20 protein-coding genes are annotated in these 19,526 nt (G+C 60.5%); 12 read left to right on the top strand and 8 right to left on the bottom strand.

Features of this window, described 5'->3' with window-relative positions:
* Positions 1–48: 48 nt before the first annotated feature.
* Both CBB62_00730 and CBB62_00725 read right to left on the bottom strand, forming a co-directional pair.
* Positions 49–1,623, bottom strand: a complete 1,575-nt coding sequence (locus tag CBB62_00730) for a murein biosynthesis integral membrane protein MurJ (GenBank protein ID OUT40927.1) — start codon at positions 1,621–1,623, stop codon at positions 49–51.
* A gap of 78 nt (positions 1,624–1,701) precedes the next feature.
* On the bottom strand, positions 1,702–3,558 hold the full coding sequence (locus CBB62_00725) for a hypothetical protein (protein OUT40926.1): 1,857 nt from the start codon (positions 3,556–3,558) through the stop codon (positions 1,702–1,704).
* 196 nt (positions 3,559–3,754) lie between these two features.
* Here CBB62_00725 and CBB62_00720 point away from each other — a divergent pair, with 196 nt between their 5' ends.
* The 7 genes from CBB62_00720 to CBB62_00690 all read left to right on the top strand — a co-directional run bounded on the left by CBB62_00720 (position 3,755) and on the right by CBB62_00690 (position 11,124).
* Complete coding sequence (locus tag CBB62_00720) at positions 3,755–4,351, top strand: hypothetical protein (protein OUT40925.1); 597 nt, start codon at positions 3,755–3,757, stop codon at positions 4,349–4,351.
* A complete protein-coding gene (locus CBB62_00715; GenBank protein ID OUT40924.1) occupies positions 4,352–4,966 on the top strand; it encodes a hypothetical protein in 615 nt (204 codons plus the stop codon).
* An 83-nt stretch (positions 4,967–5,049) separates the two neighbouring features.
* A complete protein-coding gene (locus CBB62_00710) occupies positions 5,050–5,913 on the top strand; it encodes a hypothetical protein (GenBank protein ID OUT40923.1) in 864 nt (287 codons plus the stop codon).
* A 125-nt stretch (positions 5,914–6,038) separates the two neighbouring features.
* Entirely contained in the window at positions 6,039–7,646 is a 1,608-nt protein-coding gene (locus CBB62_00705) for a methylcrotonoyl-CoA carboxylase (protein ID OUT40922.1), read from the top strand.
* A gap of 4 nt (positions 7,647–7,650) precedes the next feature.
* Positions 7,651–8,451 (top strand): hypothetical protein, encoded by an 801-nt coding sequence (locus CBB62_00700; protein ID OUT40921.1) that lies wholly within the window; start codon positions 7,651–7,653, stop codon positions 8,449–8,451.
* An 11-nt stretch (positions 8,452–8,462) separates the two neighbouring features.
* Positions 8,463–10,406, top strand: a complete 1,944-nt coding sequence (locus CBB62_00695; GenBank protein OUT42567.1) for a 3-methylcrotonyl-CoA carboxylase — start codon at positions 8,463–8,465, stop codon at positions 10,404–10,406.
* The gene (locus CBB62_00690) at positions 10,390–11,124 is read left to right on the top strand and encodes a hypothetical protein (GenBank protein OUT40920.1); all 735 of its coding nucleotides are present in this window, start codon (positions 10,390–10,392) and stop codon (positions 11,122–11,124) included. The genes CBB62_00695 and CBB62_00690 overlap by 17 nt, the downstream gene beginning before the upstream one ends.
* A gap of 11 nt (positions 11,125–11,135) precedes the next feature.
* On the opposite strand, the gene CBB62_00685 is transcribed toward CBB62_00690, so the two are convergent.
* Positions 11,136–11,456 carry a hypothetical protein gene (locus CBB62_00685; protein ID OUT40919.1) on the bottom strand — a complete coding sequence of 107 codons (321 nt, stop codon included), beginning with the start codon at positions 11,454–11,456 and terminating at the stop codon, positions 11,136–11,138.
* A gap of 114 nt (positions 11,457–11,570) precedes the next feature.
* Here CBB62_00685 and CBB62_00680 point away from each other — a divergent pair, with 114 nt between their 5' ends.
* The gene (locus CBB62_00680) at positions 11,571–11,930 is read left to right on the top strand and encodes a transcriptional regulator (GenBank protein ID OUT40918.1); all 360 of its coding nucleotides are present in this window, start codon (positions 11,571–11,573) and stop codon (positions 11,928–11,930) included.
* Here the strand turns inward: CBB62_00680 and CBB62_00675 are convergent.
* The gene (locus CBB62_00675) at positions 11,912–13,540 is read right to left on the bottom strand and encodes a long-chain fatty acid--CoA ligase (GenBank protein OUT42566.1); all 1,629 of its coding nucleotides are present in this window, start codon (positions 13,538–13,540) and stop codon (positions 11,912–11,914) included. The two genes, CBB62_00680 and CBB62_00675, sit on opposite strands and share 19 nt — an antisense overlap.
* Before the next feature lie 272 nt (positions 13,541–13,812).
* Between CBB62_00675 and CBB62_00670 the strand changes: the two genes are divergently transcribed.
* From CBB62_00670 to CBB62_00660, 3 genes are all read left to right on the top strand, one after another.
* The gene (locus CBB62_00670; protein OUT40917.1) at positions 13,813–14,364 is read left to right on the top strand and encodes a hypothetical protein; all 552 of its coding nucleotides are present in this window, start codon (positions 13,813–13,815) and stop codon (positions 14,362–14,364) included.
* 44 nt (positions 14,365–14,408) lie between these two features.
* Positions 14,409–14,975, top strand: a complete 567-nt coding sequence (locus tag CBB62_00665; GenBank protein ID OUT40916.1) for a hypothetical protein — start codon at positions 14,409–14,411, stop codon at positions 14,973–14,975.
* Positions 14,976–15,094: 119 nt separating this feature from the next.
* A complete protein-coding gene (locus tag CBB62_00660; GenBank protein OUT40915.1) occupies positions 15,095–16,267 on the top strand; it encodes an acyl-CoA dehydrogenase in 1,173 nt (390 codons plus the stop codon).
* A 5-nt stretch (positions 16,268–16,272) separates the two neighbouring features.
* Here CBB62_00660 and CBB62_00655 read toward each other — a convergent pair whose 3' ends face one another.
* The 4 genes from CBB62_00655 to CBB62_00640 form a co-directional block, all read right to left on the bottom strand.
* A complete protein-coding gene (locus CBB62_00655; protein ID OUT40914.1) occupies positions 16,273–16,572 on the bottom strand; it encodes a hypothetical protein in 300 nt (99 codons plus the stop codon).
* 193 nt (positions 16,573–16,765) lie between these two features.
* Positions 16,766–17,065 (bottom strand): Fis family transcriptional regulator, encoded by a 300-nt coding sequence (locus CBB62_00650; protein OUT40913.1) that lies wholly within the window; start codon positions 17,063–17,065, stop codon positions 16,766–16,768.
* Positions 17,062–17,415 carry a hypothetical protein gene (locus CBB62_00645; protein OUT40912.1) on the bottom strand — a complete coding sequence of 118 codons (354 nt, stop codon included), beginning with the start codon at positions 17,413–17,415 and terminating at the stop codon, positions 17,062–17,064. Before CBB62_00645 ends, CBB62_00650 begins: the two co-directional genes overlap by 4 nt.
* 96 nt (positions 17,416–17,511) lie before the next feature.
* Entirely contained in the window at positions 17,512–18,459 is a 948-nt protein-coding gene (locus CBB62_00640) for a hypothetical protein (protein ID OUT40911.1), read from the bottom strand.
* Between CBB62_00640 and CBB62_00635 the strand changes: the two genes are divergently transcribed.
* Positions 18,458–19,489 (top strand): hypothetical protein, encoded by a 1,032-nt coding sequence (locus CBB62_00635; GenBank protein OUT40910.1) that lies wholly within the window; start codon positions 18,458–18,460, stop codon positions 19,487–19,489. The two genes, CBB62_00640 and CBB62_00635, sit on opposite strands and share 2 nt — an antisense overlap.
* Positions 19,490–19,526: the final 37 nt, after the last annotated feature.

Genomic DNA, 19,526 nt, shown 5'->3' with positions numbered 1-19,526 from the left:
AGAGGGTAGAGAACTGAACCGGTGTTATCGACAAGCACCGGCGACGGGTCAAGCGGCTGGTGGTTTCGGTGTGCCCAATCCGGCAGTAATCTCGCGAATTTTTCCGGCACCGAACAGGATTGCGGCAATGGTGAAGCCGATGGCGCCAAGCCCGATCAGGGCCAGCATCCAGATAACCCGCATCACCGGATCGGCACCGAAATTCAGGTCCAGAACCATCGGGCCGGTGACCAGCAGGATGGCGGCGAGCAGCAGCGCCATGACGGCACCGGCGCCAATGATCCGTGGCAACCGGATGATAAAGCGCTGGTCTAGGTTGAACTGGCCGCGTTTGCGCAGACCCCGGACCAGCAGAGCCAGATTGAGCCAGGCGGTAATGCCGGTTGCCAGTGCGATCCCGGCATGGCCGAGTGGCTGGATCAACAGCAGGCTGCCGCAGGTGTTGATGGCCGTGCAGAGAATGGCGATCCGCACCGGGCTGGCGGTATCCTGCCGGGCGAAATAGGCGGCGTTCAGCACCTTGACCCCGACATAGGCCGGGATGCCGAGGGCATAGGCGCTGAGCGCCATGGCGGTCTGTGCGGTATCGAAATCATCGAAACGGCCATACTGGAACAGCCCGCCGATGATCTGTTCGGCGATGATACCGAGGCCGAGTGCCGATGGCAGTGCCAGCAGCAAGCCGTATTCGAGTGCGCGCGAGAGCAGGTGCATGGCCTCTTTCTCGCGGCCTGCGCTCATCGCCCGCGACAGGCCCGGCAGCAGGGCGGTGCCAATGGCGATGCCGATCACCCCGAGGGGTAGTTGATACATCCGGTCGGCATAGAACAGCCAGCTGATCGCGCCTGAGGCCAGCAGCGAGGCCAGAATGGTGTCGATCATCAGGTTGATCTGCATGACCCCGCCGCCAATGATGCCGGGCACCATCAGGCGCAGCAGCTTTTTCATATCCGGGCTGAGGCTCGGGCGGATCAGATGCGGCAGAATACCAAGCCGATGCGTAAACCAGAGCAGAAAGGCAAGTTGCAGTATCCCGGCGACGCTGACCGCCCAGGCCATGGCATCCGCCGGTGAGGTGCCGGCATATTGCGCATAGCCGAGGCCGCCGATCAGGGTCAGGTTGAAGATGATCGGGGCCGCAGCAAAGGGCGCGAACCGCCCCATGCTGTTGAGCAGGCCGCCGAGCAGTGCGGTGACCGAAATCAGCAGCAGGTAGGGGAAGGTGATACGGGCCAGATCAATGGCTGCCTGAAACTTCTGCGGCTCGTCGATAAAACCGGGGGCCAATACCGTTACCAGTGCCGGCATGAACAACAGGCCGAGGAGGACAAAGGGGATCAGGAAGGCAATCATGATTGCCATGGCGCGTTCTGCCATGGCTTTCCCGGCTTGCTTGCCCTCGATCTCGATCTTTTCCGAGACCATGGGCACGAAGGCGGCGCTGAACGCACCCTCGGCAAACAGGCGGCGGAAGAAATTGGGCAGTTTCAGCGCGACGAAAAAGGCATCGGCCATGGGTCCAGCCCCGAGGATCATTGCCGTCAGCAGGTCACGGGCAAAGCCGAAAACCCGGCTGAGCATGGTCAGGCCGCCAACAGTGGCAATGGCACGCGACAGTGACATGGGGGTGATGCACTCGAATGGAGACGTGGGGGATTCCGGCTACAGCATTTAGCCGATTACTTTGGCAAAGGCGAGGCGTTATCGAGGCTTACGTGCCCTGTTTACGGGCGGCTCGTCCTTGCGCTTCTCTACACTCTTGTCGCTGCCGTCATTGGCAGCATCGGCAGTTGGGGTTTTTGAGGACGGATGCGGTGTTTGTGCTTCCTCCGCTGCGGCAGTGGCTGCCTCACCCTCGGTAATCGCCTTGTCGGCTGCGGCCTTGAGGCGGTTGCGCCAGCGCAGGTTCGGCTTGCCGCCCGAGACATGCCATTCGGCGCGGATACCGCTGTCGCGACCGAGCATTTTCCGGTCCTGCTCGGCGGCTTCCTCGGCCATTTTCTCATCATGGATGGTCTGAATGACTTTGATTTCGGAGAGGAATTGTTCGCCCGAGATCGGCTCAACCGCAGCCTTGTTGCCGATGCCGGTCATCTTTAAAACCCGGTCGCCCTTGAACAGCGCTGCCTCGCGTGAACGCAGCATCCGGGCTTCCGGCACGGCGGCTGACGGGTCATAGCGGACATAGGTGGTCTCGCCATCCGGGGCGTGGTCGACCTTGACCCCATTGGCATGGCGCAGGCTGACAATGCCGTTCTGGCGGATACGGGCGATAGCACCATCCGATCCGACCATGGCACCGAGCAGGCGGCGCTGGGAAAACCGTTCATGGATTTCCTCGATCACTTCCTCGCCGATTGGCACCGCCTCTGACTCATGGGCATTGGTCAGATGATAGTTTTTGAGTGCTTCCGGGTCGACATCGCGCAGCAGGGCATCGAAGCCGGGCGCAGTGCGTTTGTTTTTGGCCAGCTGGTCGGTGACGTCGAGCGGCTTGGTGTTTTCGGAATAGCTGTTGCGGATACTGCCGACAGCGCTCAGCAACTGGCCCTTGATCAGGCCGACCGGGCCGTCGATCACATTGACCGTGGCGATCAGGGCATCGAGGGCGATGGCTGCCGGTTTGTTTTCCTTGAAATACTTGCGCGCCTTCTGCAGCAACCGGGTTGGCAGCCAGATCGGGTTCTTGCCCTTCTCGATCAGGCTGACCGGATCATCGCCGGTCGCTTCCCGGCGCAGGCGGGTGGCGAAATCCTCCTGAATCTTGCGCACGGCATCCTGTCGGTTGAAGGTGCCGATCTTTGATCCGAGGGTCATGCCCGCTTCCAGCAGGTTTTTCGGAGGCTTGGTGCTGATCTCGGTGAACTCACCGCTGTTATGGGTGTTGGAGAACATCCAGAGGGTGAATTGCTGCTCGGCCTTTTTGTCTTTGCTCTTATCGCCCTTGCCCGCCTCGTCCCCGACGGTCTGCTCTTCGACCGGATAGAGCACATAGCCCACCTGATCCGAGCGCCAGACATCGGCGCTAGTCTGATAGAGCGTGTAGTTGGTCAGGGCGCGTTCCTGCAGCAGATGCTGGTGACGGATGATCTCGGGATAGGCCCAATGGGCCGGGCTCTCATCCTTGCGGGCCTGCACCACATGGATGCGACCGAGGCGGCCAGCCGGGTGATCGACCGAGAGGTCATCTTCCTTCAGATCGTCAGGGTCAAAGGCGAAGAGCAGGGCCGAATGGCCGTTGTCATCCTTGGCAATCCGGTAGCGACCGATATTCGCCGGGATATTGCCATCGGCCCGGAACAGCGGCTTCTGGAACGGGAACAGGTCGCGCATGATCCGCACACCGCCCTCAAGGGTCAGGGCGCGGGCATCACGCAGATGGGGATCAAAGCCATCCAGTGCCTTACGGTATACGCCGTCATCATTGGCGGGTGGCGGGGTGGGGTTCTTGTCGGCGGCTTCCTGTTCGATGTCGTCGATAACATCATCGCCCTGTTTTGCCGTCTGGTCTTCGGGCGGGGGAGAGGCCGGACCCTTGTCCGGTTTCTGATTGGTCATACGATTTTCCGGAAGCGGCTTCCGGCCCATGTTTTCAATGCTTTTCGTTTCTGTGTCATGGGTATTTTATACCTTTGATCAACGAAAGGACGCAGCGGATCAGGCACTTGCAGTACTGTCGACAATCCATCATTCTCCCCGGCGACACTGACGGAACATGTCGGGCATATGGAAGATATTGATGGTACCTAATCGGATGATACGGTCGGCCCTGCTGATCATGCTGTTTGTCACAATGCTGGTCGGCCCCGCCCATGCCCAGAATCAGAAACAGCAAAAGTCCGGTTCACCGGCGGGTGGGCCTGTGGCGTTTACCGATCCAGAGCGGTTTTACAGCGCGGTCATGCCGGTCAATCCGGTGCCTGTTGCGCCCGAGCTTGGGCCAGACAGGTTGCAATGGGTTGCCAGAAGCGCGGTATATGTTGCGCCCGGTCCCAATGTGACGGTGCAGGTGGGTGTATTCCACTGGACCCCGCGTTATCGGATTGCCATGCGGGTTATGGACACCGATGCCTATGGCGTGCTGGTGGCCGATGATCTCAAGATATTGCGTCAGGCGCTGGGTGAAAAGCGCGAGATTGAAAATCTGCGCGGTTTCTCGGCCTTCAACACGACCTGCCTTGAAATCACCGGGCGCTACAAGGATGAAAACAATCCACGACCGCATACGGTAAGCTGGGTCATTCCATACCCGGATCACGTGATTGTGGTGCATGTGCGTGCCGCCGATCCCGCCCAGTTCACCAGCCCGGAAGCGCTCGAGTTCAACAGTACATTCGATGTGTTGCGGTAAATGCGTTTGTTTCGTTCCGCGGCCTTGAAATCGATCCCGGCACTGATTGCCTGCGCCATGTTGATGGTGCTTGCCAGCGCATCACTGCCAGCCCTCCAGTCACAGGCAGCAGCGCAGCAATCCCGGCAAAATCTGTACAATGATCCTTTCCGTCGGTTCCGGGCGCTGTTTCCCAATTCGGTCGTGTTTTCTCAGGGCAGTATCTGGCGCCAGCATGAGGAAACGGTAATCAAGGACTGGGTCTATAAATCCGATATCGAGGGCTTGCATCTGAGGGTGGTGGTGCTCGATTTCGATGATGAGTTTGCCAATACTCGCAGCAGCGGTGTCGGTGCCTGGGTCGCCAGCCGGGACGGTCTCGAACTGGTGCTGGGCGAGGCGGGTCTTGATTACGAGATCACCAAACTGCGCAGTGTCGAGGCCTTCGGTAAATACGCCCTCGAACTGACGGCCTTTGCCAGGGACGACAGCGGCAGGGCCCTGGTGATGTACTCCATCCCCTCGGCAACGCGGGTAATGGCGATCATCATCATGGCGGATGAGGTCGAGACCATGCTCGGCCCCGTGGTGAGCCAATTTGCCACCAGCTTCCAGTTTTTGAGGCTTGAGGATTGATCTTTCAGGCATTGCCGCCAAATCCGTGCAACCCTGTGCGCGCCTGTTTCTGACGTATCTGCAATCTGTTTGGAGTTTCCCCGGTGAAAGGTTTTCTGGTCCTGATTGGTATGCTTGCCGTGATCGGTGCTGCCATCGCCGGTGTCGGCTACTACCTCTATGGTGACAGGTTCATCGATATGGTGACGGTGGCCGAGGCGCGGGTGAAGGCCGCTGCCCTGCAGGCCGGTGAACTCGCTAACGAGGCCGTCGATGCGGTGGATCAGGGCATCGATAATTTGCCGGTCGAAGCGCCGGGCGATAATGCGCCCCACACGGCAATCGATACGGTTGAGAATGCACCGCGGGTTGAGGTGACGGAACAGGCGCAGCCTGCCCCTGAGGAACCACGTCCCGCCTTCGCCCCGGAGCCGGTCCGTTTCAGTGATCCGCAGGGGCGCTTTTCCGCCCTGTTTCCGGGTAAGGTCGGTGCCTTCGAGAATTATCTGGTCAATACCGCGCCGGACAAGATCGGCAACAGTCGCACCTTTGCTGCCAGTGGTCGCGAGATTGTGGCGCAGGTGACGGTGCTGAGCTGGGCACCGGAATTTCTGCCTGCTGCCAAGGGCTTTGCCGCGGATATTGCGGTTGACCCTGCCGATACCGTGTTTGGGGAAACCGGCAAGCAGCTGACCACCATGCTGCTCGGCGAGGGATCGGCGATTGAGGCGGTGCGCGAGTTTGATGCCTTTGACCGGCGCTCGGTTGAGCTAACCGGTATGGTGCCCAATGGCGAGGGCGGGTTTCACCGCTCGGTGGTCTGGCTGATGCCAGGCGAGGCGGATATGATCGCCGTGATTCTGCGTGCCTATGACGATAGTGGCCTGCTGGGCATTGAGGCACAGGCGTTCAACGAGAACTTTGCCATTCTCGAACCGGCAGCAGCGGAACCCGCCCCCGCACAATAGCTGCACTGTAGGTGCACAACCAAAACCCCGATTTCCGGCATCCGGCTTTGCTTGTGGCGCGCCCGAATAAAGGGTAGCAAAGTGGGGCGATTGTCATAGTCCCACCTCTGATCCGTGCCAGCCTGATGTCACCACTAAGCTCCGCTCTCAATCCCAACGATCCCGAGTTTCAGGCCAATGCGGCGGCCATGGCCGATCTGGTGGCCGATCTGCGTGAGAAGTCGGCAGCGATTGCCGCCGGGGGTGGTGAGAAGGCGCGGGCCAAGCATGTGGCGCGGGGCAAGATGCTGCCGCGTGAGCGGGTACAGGCGCTGATTGATCCCGGCACACCGTTTCTGGAGCTCTCGGCCTTTGCCGCCCATGAGGTTTATGAGGACTGGGTACCGGCGGCGGGTGTCATCACCGGCATCGGTCAGGTCAGCGGCGTTACCTGCGTGATCGTTGCCAATGACGCGACGGTCAAGGGCGGCACCTATTATCCGCTGACCGTGAAAAAGCACCTGCGGGCACAGGAAGTGGCGCGGGAAAATCACCTGCCCTGTATCTATCTCGTCGATAGCGGCGGTGCGTTCCTGCCGATGCAGGATGAGGTGTTCCCGGACCGCGATCACTTCGGACGCATCTTCTACAATCAGGCTCAGATGTCGGCCATGGGCATTCCGCAGATTGCGGTGGTCATGGGCTCGTGTACCGCCGGTGGTGCCTATGTGCCCGCGATGGCGGATGAGAGCATTATCGTCAAACAGCAGGGCACGATCTTCCTCGGTGGGCCGCCGCTGGTGAAGGCCGCAACCGGTGAGGTTGTTTCGGCTGAGGATCTTGGCGGTGCCGATGTTCATGCCAAGGTATCGGGCGTGGCCGATCACTATGCCGAGAATGACGGCGATGCGCTGCGCATTGCCCGCCGCATCGTTGGCAATCTCAACCGCCGCACGGTCGATCCGGGACGGTTCGCAGCGGTCAAGGCTCCGCTGTTCGATGCCAGCGAGCTGTACGGTGTGGTACCCGCCGATGCCCGCAAGCCGTTCGATGTGCGTGAGGTGATTGCCCGCATCGTCGATGGCAGCGAGTTTGACGAGTTCAAGAAACTCTACGGCACAACGCTGGTCACCGGCTTTGCCAAACTCTATGGCCAGCCGATCGGCATCGTTGCCAATAACGGCATCCTGTTCTCCGAAAGCGCGGTCAAGGGCGCGCATTTCATCGAGCTTTGCGCCCAGCGCCAGATACCGCTCGTGTTCCTCCAGAACATCACCGGTTTCATGGTTGGCCAGAAGTACGAGTCCGGCGGTATCGCCAAGGACGGTGCCAAGATGGTGACCGCTGTTTCCTGCGCCAATGTGCCGAAGCTGACCATGGTGATCGGTGGCAGTTTTGGCGCGGGCAATTACGGCATGTGCGGTCGGGCGTACCAGCCGCGCCTGATGTTCATGTGGCCCAATGCCCGGATTTCGGTCATGGGTGGTGAACAGGCGGCAACCGTGCTGGCGCAGGTGCGCCGGGATGCGATCGAGGCCAAGGGCGGTGACTGGTCCGAGGCGGAAGAAGCGGCATTCAAGCAACCGATCCGCGATCAGTATGAGCATCAGGGCCACCCCTATTACGCCAGCGCCCGGCTCTGGGATGACGGCATCATCGACCCCGCCGACAGCCGCCGCGTACTCGGCCTCAGCCTGATGGCCGCCCTCAACGCCCCGATACAGCCGACCAAATTCGGCATCTTCAGGATGTGATGACATGACGGAACAACTGAACGGATTTACCGTCGAGGCCCGTGACGATATTGCCTGGCTGACGCTGGCCCGCCCGGAAAAGCATAACGCCTTCGATGATCAGTTGATTGCCGATCTGACTGCTGCCTTCAGCCAGCTTGATCGGGATGAGAGCATCCGCGCGATCATTCTCTGTGCCGAGGGCAAGAGCTTTTCTGCCGGGGCCGATGCCAACTGGATGCGCCGCATGGCGGGCTACAGCGAGGCTGAAAACCTCGCCGATGCACAGGCGCTGGCCGGGCTGATGGAAACCATTGATCGCCTGTCGAAACCGGTGGTCGCCCGGGTACAGGGACCGGCAATCGGTGGCGGTGTCGGTCTGGTTGCCTGCAGCGATATCGTGATTGCCGCTGACAGCGCGTTTTTCCAACTCTCCGAGGTACGCCTCGGTCTGACCCCGGCGACGATCTCGCCCTATGTGGTGCGCGCCATCGGTGGCCGTGCGGCACGGCGCTATTTCCTGACGGCCGAGCGGATTGATGCCCCGACGGCGCAACACCTCGGCCTTGTGCATGAGGTGGTGGCCGCTGATGCACTCGACAGCGCGGTGGCCGGGATCATCGCGCATTTGCGCAAAGGGGGCAGGCAGGCGCAGGCAACATCCAAGCATCTGGTTGAGCTGGTGCGGGAAACCGATCCGTCGATTGTGCGTACCGCGACGGCGGAACAGATCGCCAGCGTGCGGGTCGGTGCGGAAGCGCAGGAAGGCCTCGCCGCCTTTCTGGAGAAGAGAAAACCAGCTTGGGCAGCAGGTGAGGGGTCATGAACGGATCATCCATGTTTCGCAAAATCCTGATTGCCAACCGGGGCGAAATCGCCTGCCGTATCGCCGATACCGCACGGGAAATGGGTATCGCCACCGTTGCCGTCTATTCCGATGCCGACCGGCATGCGGCCCATGTGGCGGCCTGTGATGAGGCGGTGCATATCGGTCCTGCCGCGGCAGCCGAAAGCTATCTGGTAATTGCGAAGATCATTGATGCCGCCAAACGCACAGGCGCTGAGGCAATCCATCCGGGTTACGGCTTTCTGGCCGAGAATGCCGGGTTTGCCGAGGCGATTGCCGATGCCGGTCTGACCTTCATCGGCCCACCGGCGAGCGCTATTCGGGCCATGGGCGGCAAGTCCGAGGCCAAGGCCCTGATGGCCGAGGCCGATGTGCCGCTCGTGCCCGGCTATCACGGTGACGATCAGACGCCTGACGTGCTCGCCAAAGCGGCGACCGATATCGGCTTCCCGCTGCTGATCAAGGCATCGGCTGGCGGCGGCGGTAAGGGCATGAAGGTGGTGAGCGAGGCATCCGGGCTGACGGATGCGATTGCCAGTGCCCAGCGTGAGGCGCAGGCATCCTTCGGTGATCCGAAGGTACTGATTGAGCGCTATCTGGCGACACCGCGCCATGTGGAGATTCAGGTCTTTGCCGACAGCCATGGCAACTGTGTGCATCTGTTCGAGCGCGACTGCTCGATCCAGCGACGGCACCAGAAGGTGGTCGAGGAAGCCCCGGCACCGGGCCTGACCGACACCACCCGTGCTGCGATGGGGGCGGCGGCAGTGCGGGCGGCGCAGGCAATCAGCTACACCGGTGCCGGTACCGTTGAGTTTCTGCTCGATACCGACGGTTCCTTCTATTTCATGGAAATGAACACGCGGTTGCAGGTCGAGCATCCGGTGACCGAGGCGATCACCGGCCTTGATCTGGTCGAGTGGCAGTTGCGGGTGGCGGCAGGCGAAGAATTGCCGTTTACACAAGACGACCTCGCGGTCGATGGCCATGCGATCGAGGTCCGGCTCTATGCCGAGGACCCGGCGCGCGGCTTCCTGCCCCAGATCGGTACGGTAACCCGGTTCGATGTGCCGGACATGCCCTTTACGCGGGTTGATGCCGGTATCCGTACCGGCGATATGGTCACGCCCAACTATGATCCGATGATTGCCAAGCTGATCGCCTGGGGCGAGGATCGCGACGATGCCTGCCGCCGGTTGAGCGAGATGCTAGCTGGCACCCGGCTCAAGGGTCTGAACGGCAATCTGGATTTCCTGCGCCGGGTGATCGACCATCCGGCCTTCCGCGCTGCCGATCTCGATACCCGCTTTATCGAGAACCATGAGGATGCGTTGCTGCACGGGCCGGAGCCATCCGCCCGCGCGCTGGCCGATGCGGCATTATCGCTGGTCGCGCATGTACGCGAGGAACGCGCCGATACCAACCCCTTTGCCGCCGATGGCTGGCTCTGCAATCTGCCGCGCCATGCGGTCTTTGTCTTTGAACCGATCAAGGGCGAGAGCCGGAGCGTCAGCGTCCAGTACCCGGACCGGATCAATGGCGAGTGGCTGATCACGGTCGGTGATGAACTGGTGACCATCAACCCGGACCAGATACCGGCTGAGGTGGACCGCACTGGCGACCGGCTGACTCTGTGGGACCGTGATGCCGATGGCTGGATCACGCTCGACTGGTTGAACCCGCTGGCCCCGCCGGATGCGGTGGCGGGTGCTGCCGGTGGTCTCGGCGCGCCAATGCCGGGCAAGGTGACGGCGGTGCTGGTCGAGGCCGGTGCCAAGGTCGAGGCGGGCACGCCGCTGCTTGTGCTCGAGGCCATGAAGATGGAGCATGTCATCAAGGCACCAGCCGCCGGTACCGTCACCGACCTGCCCTTTGCGGTTGGCGATCAGGTGATGGAGGGCGCAGCACTGGTGGCCTTTGAGGCTGCATCATAGGAAAGGGCGAGAACAGGCGGTGGTTGTTGCAATCGTCATCATTGCTGTCTTGCTGATCATCATCGCCGGGCCGGGCCTGTGGGCGAAGTCGGTGATCAAGCGGCATCAGGCCGAGCGTGCCGATTATCCCGGTACCGGCGGTGAGTTTGCCCGCCATCTGATCGATCTTGCCGGACTTGAGGGCGTTTCGGTCGAGATGACGGAGAAGCAGGGCGATCATTATGATCCCACAACCCGCACCGTCCGCCTCTCGGAACCCCATATGCATGGCAAGTCGCTCGCGGCGGTGACCATCGCCGCCCATGAGGTCGGGCACGCGCTCCAGCACCGCGACGATTACTGGGCATTCCGGATGCGTGGACCGCTGGTCGCCATGACCAATTACGCCGTCATGTTTGCAACCTTCGGTGCGGCGCTGTCACCGATCCTCGCGGCCCTGCTCAAGGCACCGGGCATCAGCCTGTTGATGCTGGTGGTCATGGTTGCGACCCTGATCCTGTCGGCGGTCACGCGTCTGGTGACCCTGCCGGTGGAGTTCGATGCCAGCTTTGGCCGTGCCCTGCCGATCCTTGAGCGCGGGCAGTTCGTCAGTCCTGAGGACATGAAGCCTGCCCGCGAGCTGCTCACCGCCGCCGCCATGACCTATGTTGGCAACTGGGTCTGGAGCATGCTCATCCTGCTCCGTCAGGTTCTGCCCTTCCTGCGCTATCTGCGTTAGGGTGCAAGCCGTCAGGAAATCTCCAGCCTGCGGATCAGGTCATCCTGCAGGGTGAACTGGTGCTCAAGCGTCGCCGGGCTGCCGGCAAAGTCACCTTGCACCCGTATTTGTGCCGTCAGAATGTTGTCCTTTGCCGCCAACTCCACCAGCGTGCTTTGCAGCCGGTAACGCTTGATGGCATCGGCTGACCATGCCCGGATTGCCGCGCGGCCTTCATGGGTGTTCCGCTCATCATGCACACTGGCATCATCGGTAAAACAGGCGGCAACGCCATCGGGATTGCCAGCGTTTTTTGCTGACAGATAACGGTTGAGAATTTCTGATTGGGACATGGTGATAAACTCCCTGCTTTAAGGATGTGCAATCACGTTCGGATTGCGCTTGCAGAGATATGTCAATTTGCAGCAAATTAGACAAGTACGCACAAAAAAGTAAGGTACTTACCTATGGGTAACCATGACCACCATACGCCGGAATCTGCGGCGGGCGGCATTACAGAGGCGCTGGGATTTCTCGAGGGTCGCTGGAAGTTGCTGATCCTGTTCCAGCTGTTCGGTGGCAAGACCCGGCGTTTCTCGGAGCTGGAACGGGCCATTCCGAAGGTATCGCAGAAGATGCTGATACAGCAGCTGCGTCAGCTGGAAGCGGACGGCATTGTTTGCCGCATCGTGCATCATCAGGTGCCGCCCAAGGTTGAGTATCGGCTGACCGACTGGGGGCAGGATTTGTGCCCGGCGCTCGATGCGCTGCTGACCTGGGCCGAAAAGCGCCCGGTACCGGCTGCGGATCACTCTGCTGCCAGCTGATACCCGGCGAACCGGTTGCGCAGTTCGTTTTTCAGGACTTTTCCGGTGGCACCGAGCGGGATTTCGTCGACGAATTCCACGGCATCGGGCAGCCAGAATTTGGCGACCTTGGGCTTGAGGAAGTCGAGCAGTTCCTGCGGGCTTGGGTCATGGCCTTTGGCCTTGATGACGACCAGCAGCGGGCGTTCATCCCATTTCGGATGCGGCACACCGATAACCGCGGCCATGGCGACACCCGGATGGGACATGGCGGCATTCTCGAGGTCGATGGAGCTGATCCACTCGCCGCCGGATTTGATCACATCCTTGGACCGGTCGGTGATGGCCATGAAGCCGTACTCATCGAGATTGGCCACATCGCCGGTGGTGAACCAGCCATCCTCGGTAAAGGCATCGGCACCCTCGCCCTTGAAATAGCCGCTTGTGCACCATGGCCCGCGCACCTGCAGGTGGCCCGAGCTCTCGCCATCGGTTGGCAGTTCGGCACCGGTATCATCAACCGTGCGCATGGCGACGCCATACATGGCCTTGCCCTGCTTCAGCTTGATCCGCATCTGCTCATCCGGCGACAGGTCATCGAACTCCCGCTGCATGATGACGAAGCTGCCGAGCGGGCTCAGTTCGGTCATGCCCCAGGCATGAATGACGCTGACGCCATAATCATTCTCGAAACCCTCGATCTGCGCCTGCGGGACCGCCGAGCCGCCGACGATCAACCGCTCAAGGCAATCGACCCGACCGCCGCTGTCGCGCAGGTGGTTGAGCAGCGCCAGCATGACTGTCGGCACGCCGAGGATCAGTGAGGTACCTGTCGCCTCGATCAGTTCATGCACGCTTTTGCCATCGAGACCGGGGCCGGGCATGACCAGCGCCGCACCGGCCATGGGCACGGTATAGGGCGTGCCCCAGGCATTCACATGGAACATCGGTACGATTGGCATCACCGCATCGCGGGCGCTGATCGCCGCAGCATTCGCGGCATTGGCGGCAAGCGCGTGGAGCACGGTGGAGCGGTGGGAATAGAGCACACCCTTGGGATTGCCGGTGGTGCCCGAGGTGTAGCAGAGCGAGGAGGCGGTATTCTCGTCGAATTGCGGCCAGCTGAAAACGTCGCTGGCCGGTTCGATCAGGGTTTCATAGATCGCGAGGTTGCGGATCTTCACATCCGGCGCATGGTCCTCATCGGTCATGGCGACAAACCGTTCGACCGTATGCAGCTTATCCTGCACCCCGGCAATGATCGGCGTGAAGGTGAGGTCGAAGAACAGTGCCTTGTCCTCGGCGTGATTGGCGATATAGGCGATCTGGTCGGGATGCAGGCGCGGGTTGATCATATGGGTGACCGCGCCGATGCCGGAGATGGCGTAATACAGCTCGAAATGCCGATAGGTGTTCCAGGCCAGCGTCGCCACCCGGTCACCGGGTTTGATGCCCATGGCGATCAGGGTATTGGCCAGCTTGCGAATACGCGCGGCAGACTGGCGATAGGTATAGCTGTGGATCGGCCCCTCAACCGTGCGGCTGGTGATCGTCGCGTGCGGACTGACCCGCTCAGCGTGTTCAATAATGCTGCTGATCAGCAGCGGCATGGTCATCATTTGCCCCATCAGGGGCGATGCAGGGCCTGTGCTCATGGCGCGTTCCTCGGGTATTCTTGTTATATTTCATTCATATAGATCGGCCCGGTTGACCGCAAGCAACGGCGCGCGCGACCGGCAGAATCTCTGCAATCCAGCCTGATCAGGCGATATATTATTGTATCCTTATGGTGTTCAATAAAGAAATATTTGGCGCTTTCGTGTGTAAATAGTATTCAATAACCAGATCGAAAACACACATTGAGAACAGGAAAACGCCATGTCATCGGGTTGGAGAAACACGCTTGCCCTTGCCGCCACCGCTGCCCTCAGCCTCGGTTCGCCGGATCAGGCGCAGGCCACAGGATCTGGAGAGCATCTGGCCGTATTACGCGACCAAAACCGTGCAGGCCATTCCGGTATCTGATTATCCGGCTATCTCGCCGGAACTGCTCGATCCCGGCGCGGTTGATAACCGTGAGTTGCAAAAGGCGATCATCGACGATGCCGCGCGCGGGCATTCCATCGCCAGTGCCAAGTTCGAGGTCGGGCTGAGCACGGATGCTGCCTATACCCTGACCCGCGCCCGCAATCAGGGTGATCTGCCGGGTGCCCGTGAGGGGCAGTCCCCCGCTGACTGGTGGCGTGAGGCCGAGCCGGTGATTTTCGAGAAGATGGAAGATTACAAGGCCGAGCGTCGCCTGCCTTATCTGATTTCCGCCGGTCTCGTCGGGGCCATGGGTCTCGGCATAGGCGGCAGTGCGGCGCTCTCTGCCTATCGCCGCCGCAAGGAGGGTGCGCAATCACATGATGATCGCCCGGCGACCCATTTCCGTCCACCAACCGGTCCCGGCTGATCATCCGGCTGATCCTAAACCCCGTACCTTCTGGAGATAAAAACATGGCAAAGCGCTGGCAGAACAATCTGGTAATCGCGGCAACCGCTGCCCTGACCCTCGGTGGTCCGGCACTGGCTGACGCGCATCAGGATCGCGATGCCGTGCAACCGGGTATCGAGATAGAGGCTGGCGGTTATCCTTCTATCAACCCGACACTGCTCGATGACGGTATTGCCAATGATCCGGCGGCACAGAAACGCATCATCAAGGCGGCGGCCAAACCCGGTGCGATTACCGAGGCCGGTCTCGATAGCATCGGGCTGAAGCGCGATGCCGCCGATGCCCTCGCCTATCTGCGCAATCACGGTGAGCTGCCGGGTGCACAGCCGGGACAGTCACCCGGCGACTGGTGGCGTCAGGCCGAGCCGAAGATTGAGGCGGCGGTGAAGGATATCCGCCTCGGCAACGGTATCGCGCTCGGTATCGGTGTGCTTGGCCTGCTCGGCATGGGTGTCGCCCTTGCCCGCGGCAACATCACCGGCCTCGAAGGCGGTGACCAATACCCCGGCGATAAACCGCCCGGCGACAAACCGAAAGCAGCCCCCGCCCCACGCGGCCTGAAGCTCTGAGCCGTACTCGATCATCTTTTAAGATTTCCGGCACTGGCCTGCTTACGACGGGCGGGGTATATCTATGGGCCAAGAACAAGAATATCCCGTGATAAACGCTCTGTTGAGGAAACCCGTCCATGCTCGCCAACGCCCCGCGCCCGCTCAATCTCGACCTTGGTGAAACCGCCGATATGCTGCGCGACAGCGTGGCCGATTTTTCGGCGGCCGAGATCGCACCCCGGGCGGCGGAGATCGACCGTACCGACCAGTTCCCCGCCGACCTCTGGCGCAAGATGGGCGATATGGGCCTGCTCGGCGTGACCGTGGGTGAGGAATATGGGGGTGCCGGCATGGGCTATGTCGAGCATATGGTGGCGATGGAGGAAATCTCCCGCGCCTCGGCCTCGGTGGGCCTCAGCTATGGCGCGCATTCCAATCTCTGCGTCAACCAGATCCGCCTCAACGGCACGGATGAACAGCGCGTCCGCTACCTGCCCAAGCTGGTGTCCGGTGAGCATGTGGGCGCACTCGCCATGTCGGAGCCGGGGGCCGGATCGGATGTGGTCTCGATGAAGCTGAAGGCGGAGAAGCAGGGCGACCGCTATATCCTCAACGGCAACAAGATGTGGATCACCAACGGTCCCGATGCCGATACGCTCGTCGTCTATGCCAAGACCGACCCGGCGGCGGGATCAAAGGGCATCACCGCCTTCATCATCGAGAAGGGGTTCAAGGGCTTCTCCTGCGCGCAGAAGCTGGACAAGCTCGGCATGCGCGGCTCGCACACCGGCGAGCTGGTGTTTCAGGATTGCGAGGTCCCGGCGGAAAACGTGCTCGGCCAGATCGGTGGTGGCGTCCGGGTGCTGATGTCCGGCCTCGATTACGAACGGGCGGTGCTGGCGGCGGGACCGCTCGGCATCATGCAGGCCTGTATGGATATCGTGATCCCTTACGTGCATGAGCGTGAACAGTTCGGCCAGCCGATCGGCGAATTCCAGCTCATGCAGGGCAAGCTCGCCGATATGTATGTGACGATGAATTCGGCCAAGGCCTATGTCTATATGGTGGGCAAGGCAATCGACCGGGGCGAGATCACTCGCAAGGACGCTGCCGGTGCCATCCTCTATGCCGCGGAAAAGGCCACATGGATGGCGCTCGAGGCGATCCAGTGCCTCGGCGGCAACGGCTATATCAACGAATATCCCACCGGCCGCCTCCTCCGCGACGCCAAACTCTACGAAATCGGCGCCGGCACATCCGAGATCAGACGGATGCTCATCGGGCGGGAACTCTTTGCGGAGACGCGGTGAAGTGTTTAGGCATGATCTTTGATGTCAATTTTGCTGATAAAGCACCATGACAAAGAAAATATATCTATATGCGTTTCGGGAAATTTATCTGTTGTTACGGAAATGTATAAGGCGACAATATCTTTTATTTTGCTATCTTGAAATACTTTGTCTGGATGGTCGCCAAATACAACTTGTAGATTCTTGCTATGAATGATTTTGTTTGTAGCATTCTTTAGACTATTCTCCGTGTTTATGTTGGAGGCAATGTCGTATTTCCATCGTCTTGCGTCTAATGGCTGATCCCTGATTTCGCATAACTCCATCAGTTTTCTGCAGTTAATCGAAAAATCTAAGCAATTCTCAATTATATTTTCAGTAAAAATGTCAATAAATTTTGGATTGCTTGCGTCGTATATAGTACTTGATAAAGCAAAAAGATTGCAAGCGCACTTTAGAGCATTTTTATAGCTGGATGATATTAGATGTTTGTCTGCTGATCTCATTCATGGGGTGCCTTTACACTATCTCCAACCGCAATGTCCGCCCCACTGCATGAGCGGCGCGGGTCAGGGCTTCGAGGCTGACGCCTTCGTGGTCGGGGTCGAGCAGGCGGTTGAGTTGTGACCGGCTGGTGTTGAGGCGATTGGCCATTTCGGTTTTGGTCAGGTGCTGCTCTGCCATGGCCTGTTCGAGTTGAAAGGCGATCACCCGCTTGATGGCAATGGCGGTGGTTTCCTCGGCAGTGCCCTGCTGGTCGAGGAAATCGTCGAAGCTCGGGCCGATATGGCCGGGTTCGGTGTCCTGTTCCTTGCTCATGTCCTCAATCCCTTCATGCGGCGCAATGCGGTATCAATCTCGTTCTGCGGTGTCTTCTGGCTCTTTTTGATGAAGCCGTGCAGCAGCACCATGCTGTTTGCCTCTACGGTGAAGAACACGCGGGCAATACGCCGGTTGCCCAGATCGGTTCTGATTTCCCAGAGGCCGGAATGGCCCTTCATCTTGCGACAGAGCGGCATTCCGACCGGCCAGCCGAACTCCGCCGTCCTGATGTCGTCACCAACCGCTTTCCGGTCCGGGGCATCGAGGGCCAGCAGCCAGTCCCGTACTGGCACATTGCCACTGACCGATTGCCAGAACCGTGCGGGCAGTCGTTTCAGGTCATTCATGGGTATATGTACCATATATGGTACGAATCGTCGAGTGTCGATTCGCTTGGGGAAAGCAGCCCGATACTAGCATGAAAAGATTGTGATTTCCCGCGTTCAGCGCCGGGGGCGGGGCGTTGCGTCCACAACCGGTTTGCGCGTTGGGCCGGTGCCGGGGTCGTTGGCGACTGGGGGTTGCGGTACGAAGCCGACCTTGGTGCTGATCTCGCCGATGGCTTGGGTGATGCGGGCGAGGGCGGCTTCGCTGTTGAGGCGGTGGTCTTCGCCCTTGAGCATGATTGCCTCTGCCTGCGGGCCGAGATAGGCGGCGTAGCGGTGGGCGGTTTCGGGCAGCACCACATCATCATCGGTGCCGTTGATCAGGGCGGCGGGGCCGGTGAAGCGGTTCGGCTGTTCGTAGATATTGTGTCGGCGGCCATCCTCATAGAAACCGCGCTCGAGGCGATAGCCAAAGGTCGGCGTCACCTCGATATCGATATATCCCCGTGTGGAGAGCTGCCGTCGCAGCCGGTTGGTCAGTTTGCGCTCCATACTGTCGATCACGCCGTTGGGGGAGGCGGCGAGGCCGACCATGCCTGCGACCTTTTCGGGCCGGTCCTGTGCCGCCGTTGCCATCAGCCAGCCGCCGAGCGAGGAGCCGACGAAAATCTGCGGGCCGGGTGCGAGCTTGTCGAGCGCCTCATTCACCTGTCGGCGCCAGTCGCTGAACCGCTGTTTGTGGAATTTGCCGGATGAGGCACCGTGGCCGGACAGGTCAATGGCGGTATAGGCCTGCCCGCGTGCCCGGGCGTAATCCTCGATAGCTCTGGTCTTGCTGCCATTCATCGACCCGGCGAGGCCGTGGACATAGAAAATCCCCGGCTGTTTGCCCGGAATATGGCGATAGGCGATGCGTTCACCGGTGCGCGAGCGAAAGAATTTCGGCGGCGGTGGTGGTGACGGTGCGTTTCGCTCAAGGGCAGCATTATCGGACATGAGGGGGAGGCTCGCCTGCTGTGTGTCGATAGGGTGCATCGATAGGGTGGGACCGTAACCGTTCCGCATGAAAGCATGGCCGAATTATTCAACCGGCAGCAGTGTTTATGCTGTAAGGATTGAGCAGCATCACAGGCGTAAAACCCCGGTCGGAGGCATCATGACCAGCTATCACATCATCCCGGATATTCACGGTCATGCGGACAAGCTCACGCGGCTGCTGGACCGGATCGGCTGGCAACGCACGGCATCGGGCTGGCGCGCTCCGGTGCAGGGGGCACGGCTTGCCTTCCTCGGAGATTTCATTGATCGGGGGCCGGAGAACGGGCCGGTGCTGGCAACCGTGCGCGATCTGATCGATGGCGGTCATGCGGTGGCGGTGATGGGTAATCACGAACTGAATGCCATTCATTATCATCACTTCGATGATGACACCGGCCAGCCCTTGCGCCCCCATAGCGATGACAACACCAAACAGCACAGCAGCTTCCTGAACGAGTTCCCGCTCGGTTCGGTCGAGGCCGGTGACTGGATCGACTGGATGAAGACCCTGCCGCTCTGGCTCGATACCGGCGCGTTCCGCATGGTCCATGCCTGCTGGAGCCCGCAGGATATTGCCACCATGGTGCCGCAGGCGGAGCATGCGCAACAGGGGCGTTTGCCACCGGCACTGATTGTTGCGGCTGGCAAGGACAGCCATCCGCTCAATGATATGGTCGAGACGGTGACCAAAGGGCCGGAAGTGCCCTTGCCGCCGGGTTATTTCTTTGCTGATGGTGGCGGCAAGCGACGGAAACATGTGCGCCATGCCTGGTGGCGCAATGATGCCGAGACATGGGCCGAGGGCACGGTGTCGGTGCCGGATGATGCGATCCTGCCGCCCGGCCAGATGCCGCCCGAGGCGATTGCCATGACCTATGACAAGGCGGAAAAGCCGGTTTTCTTCGGCCATTACTGGATGCGTGGTGATTTCCTGATCGAGAGCGAAAATGCGCTCTGCCTTGACTACTCCGCCGGGCGTGACGGGCCGCTGATCGCCTATCGGTTCGAGACGGGCGATACCGGCCTCTCACGCGACCGGGTGATCGGCTTTGACTGATGGTGGTGGAGGCGACGAGAGGATAGGTACGCGGTGC

The organism is Micavibrio sp. TMED2 (genome assembly GCA_002168225.1).
GTDB lineage: Bacteria > Pseudomonadota > Alphaproteobacteria > TMED2 > TMED2 > TMED2.
This window is presented reverse-complemented; position numbering and strand designations above follow the sequence as displayed.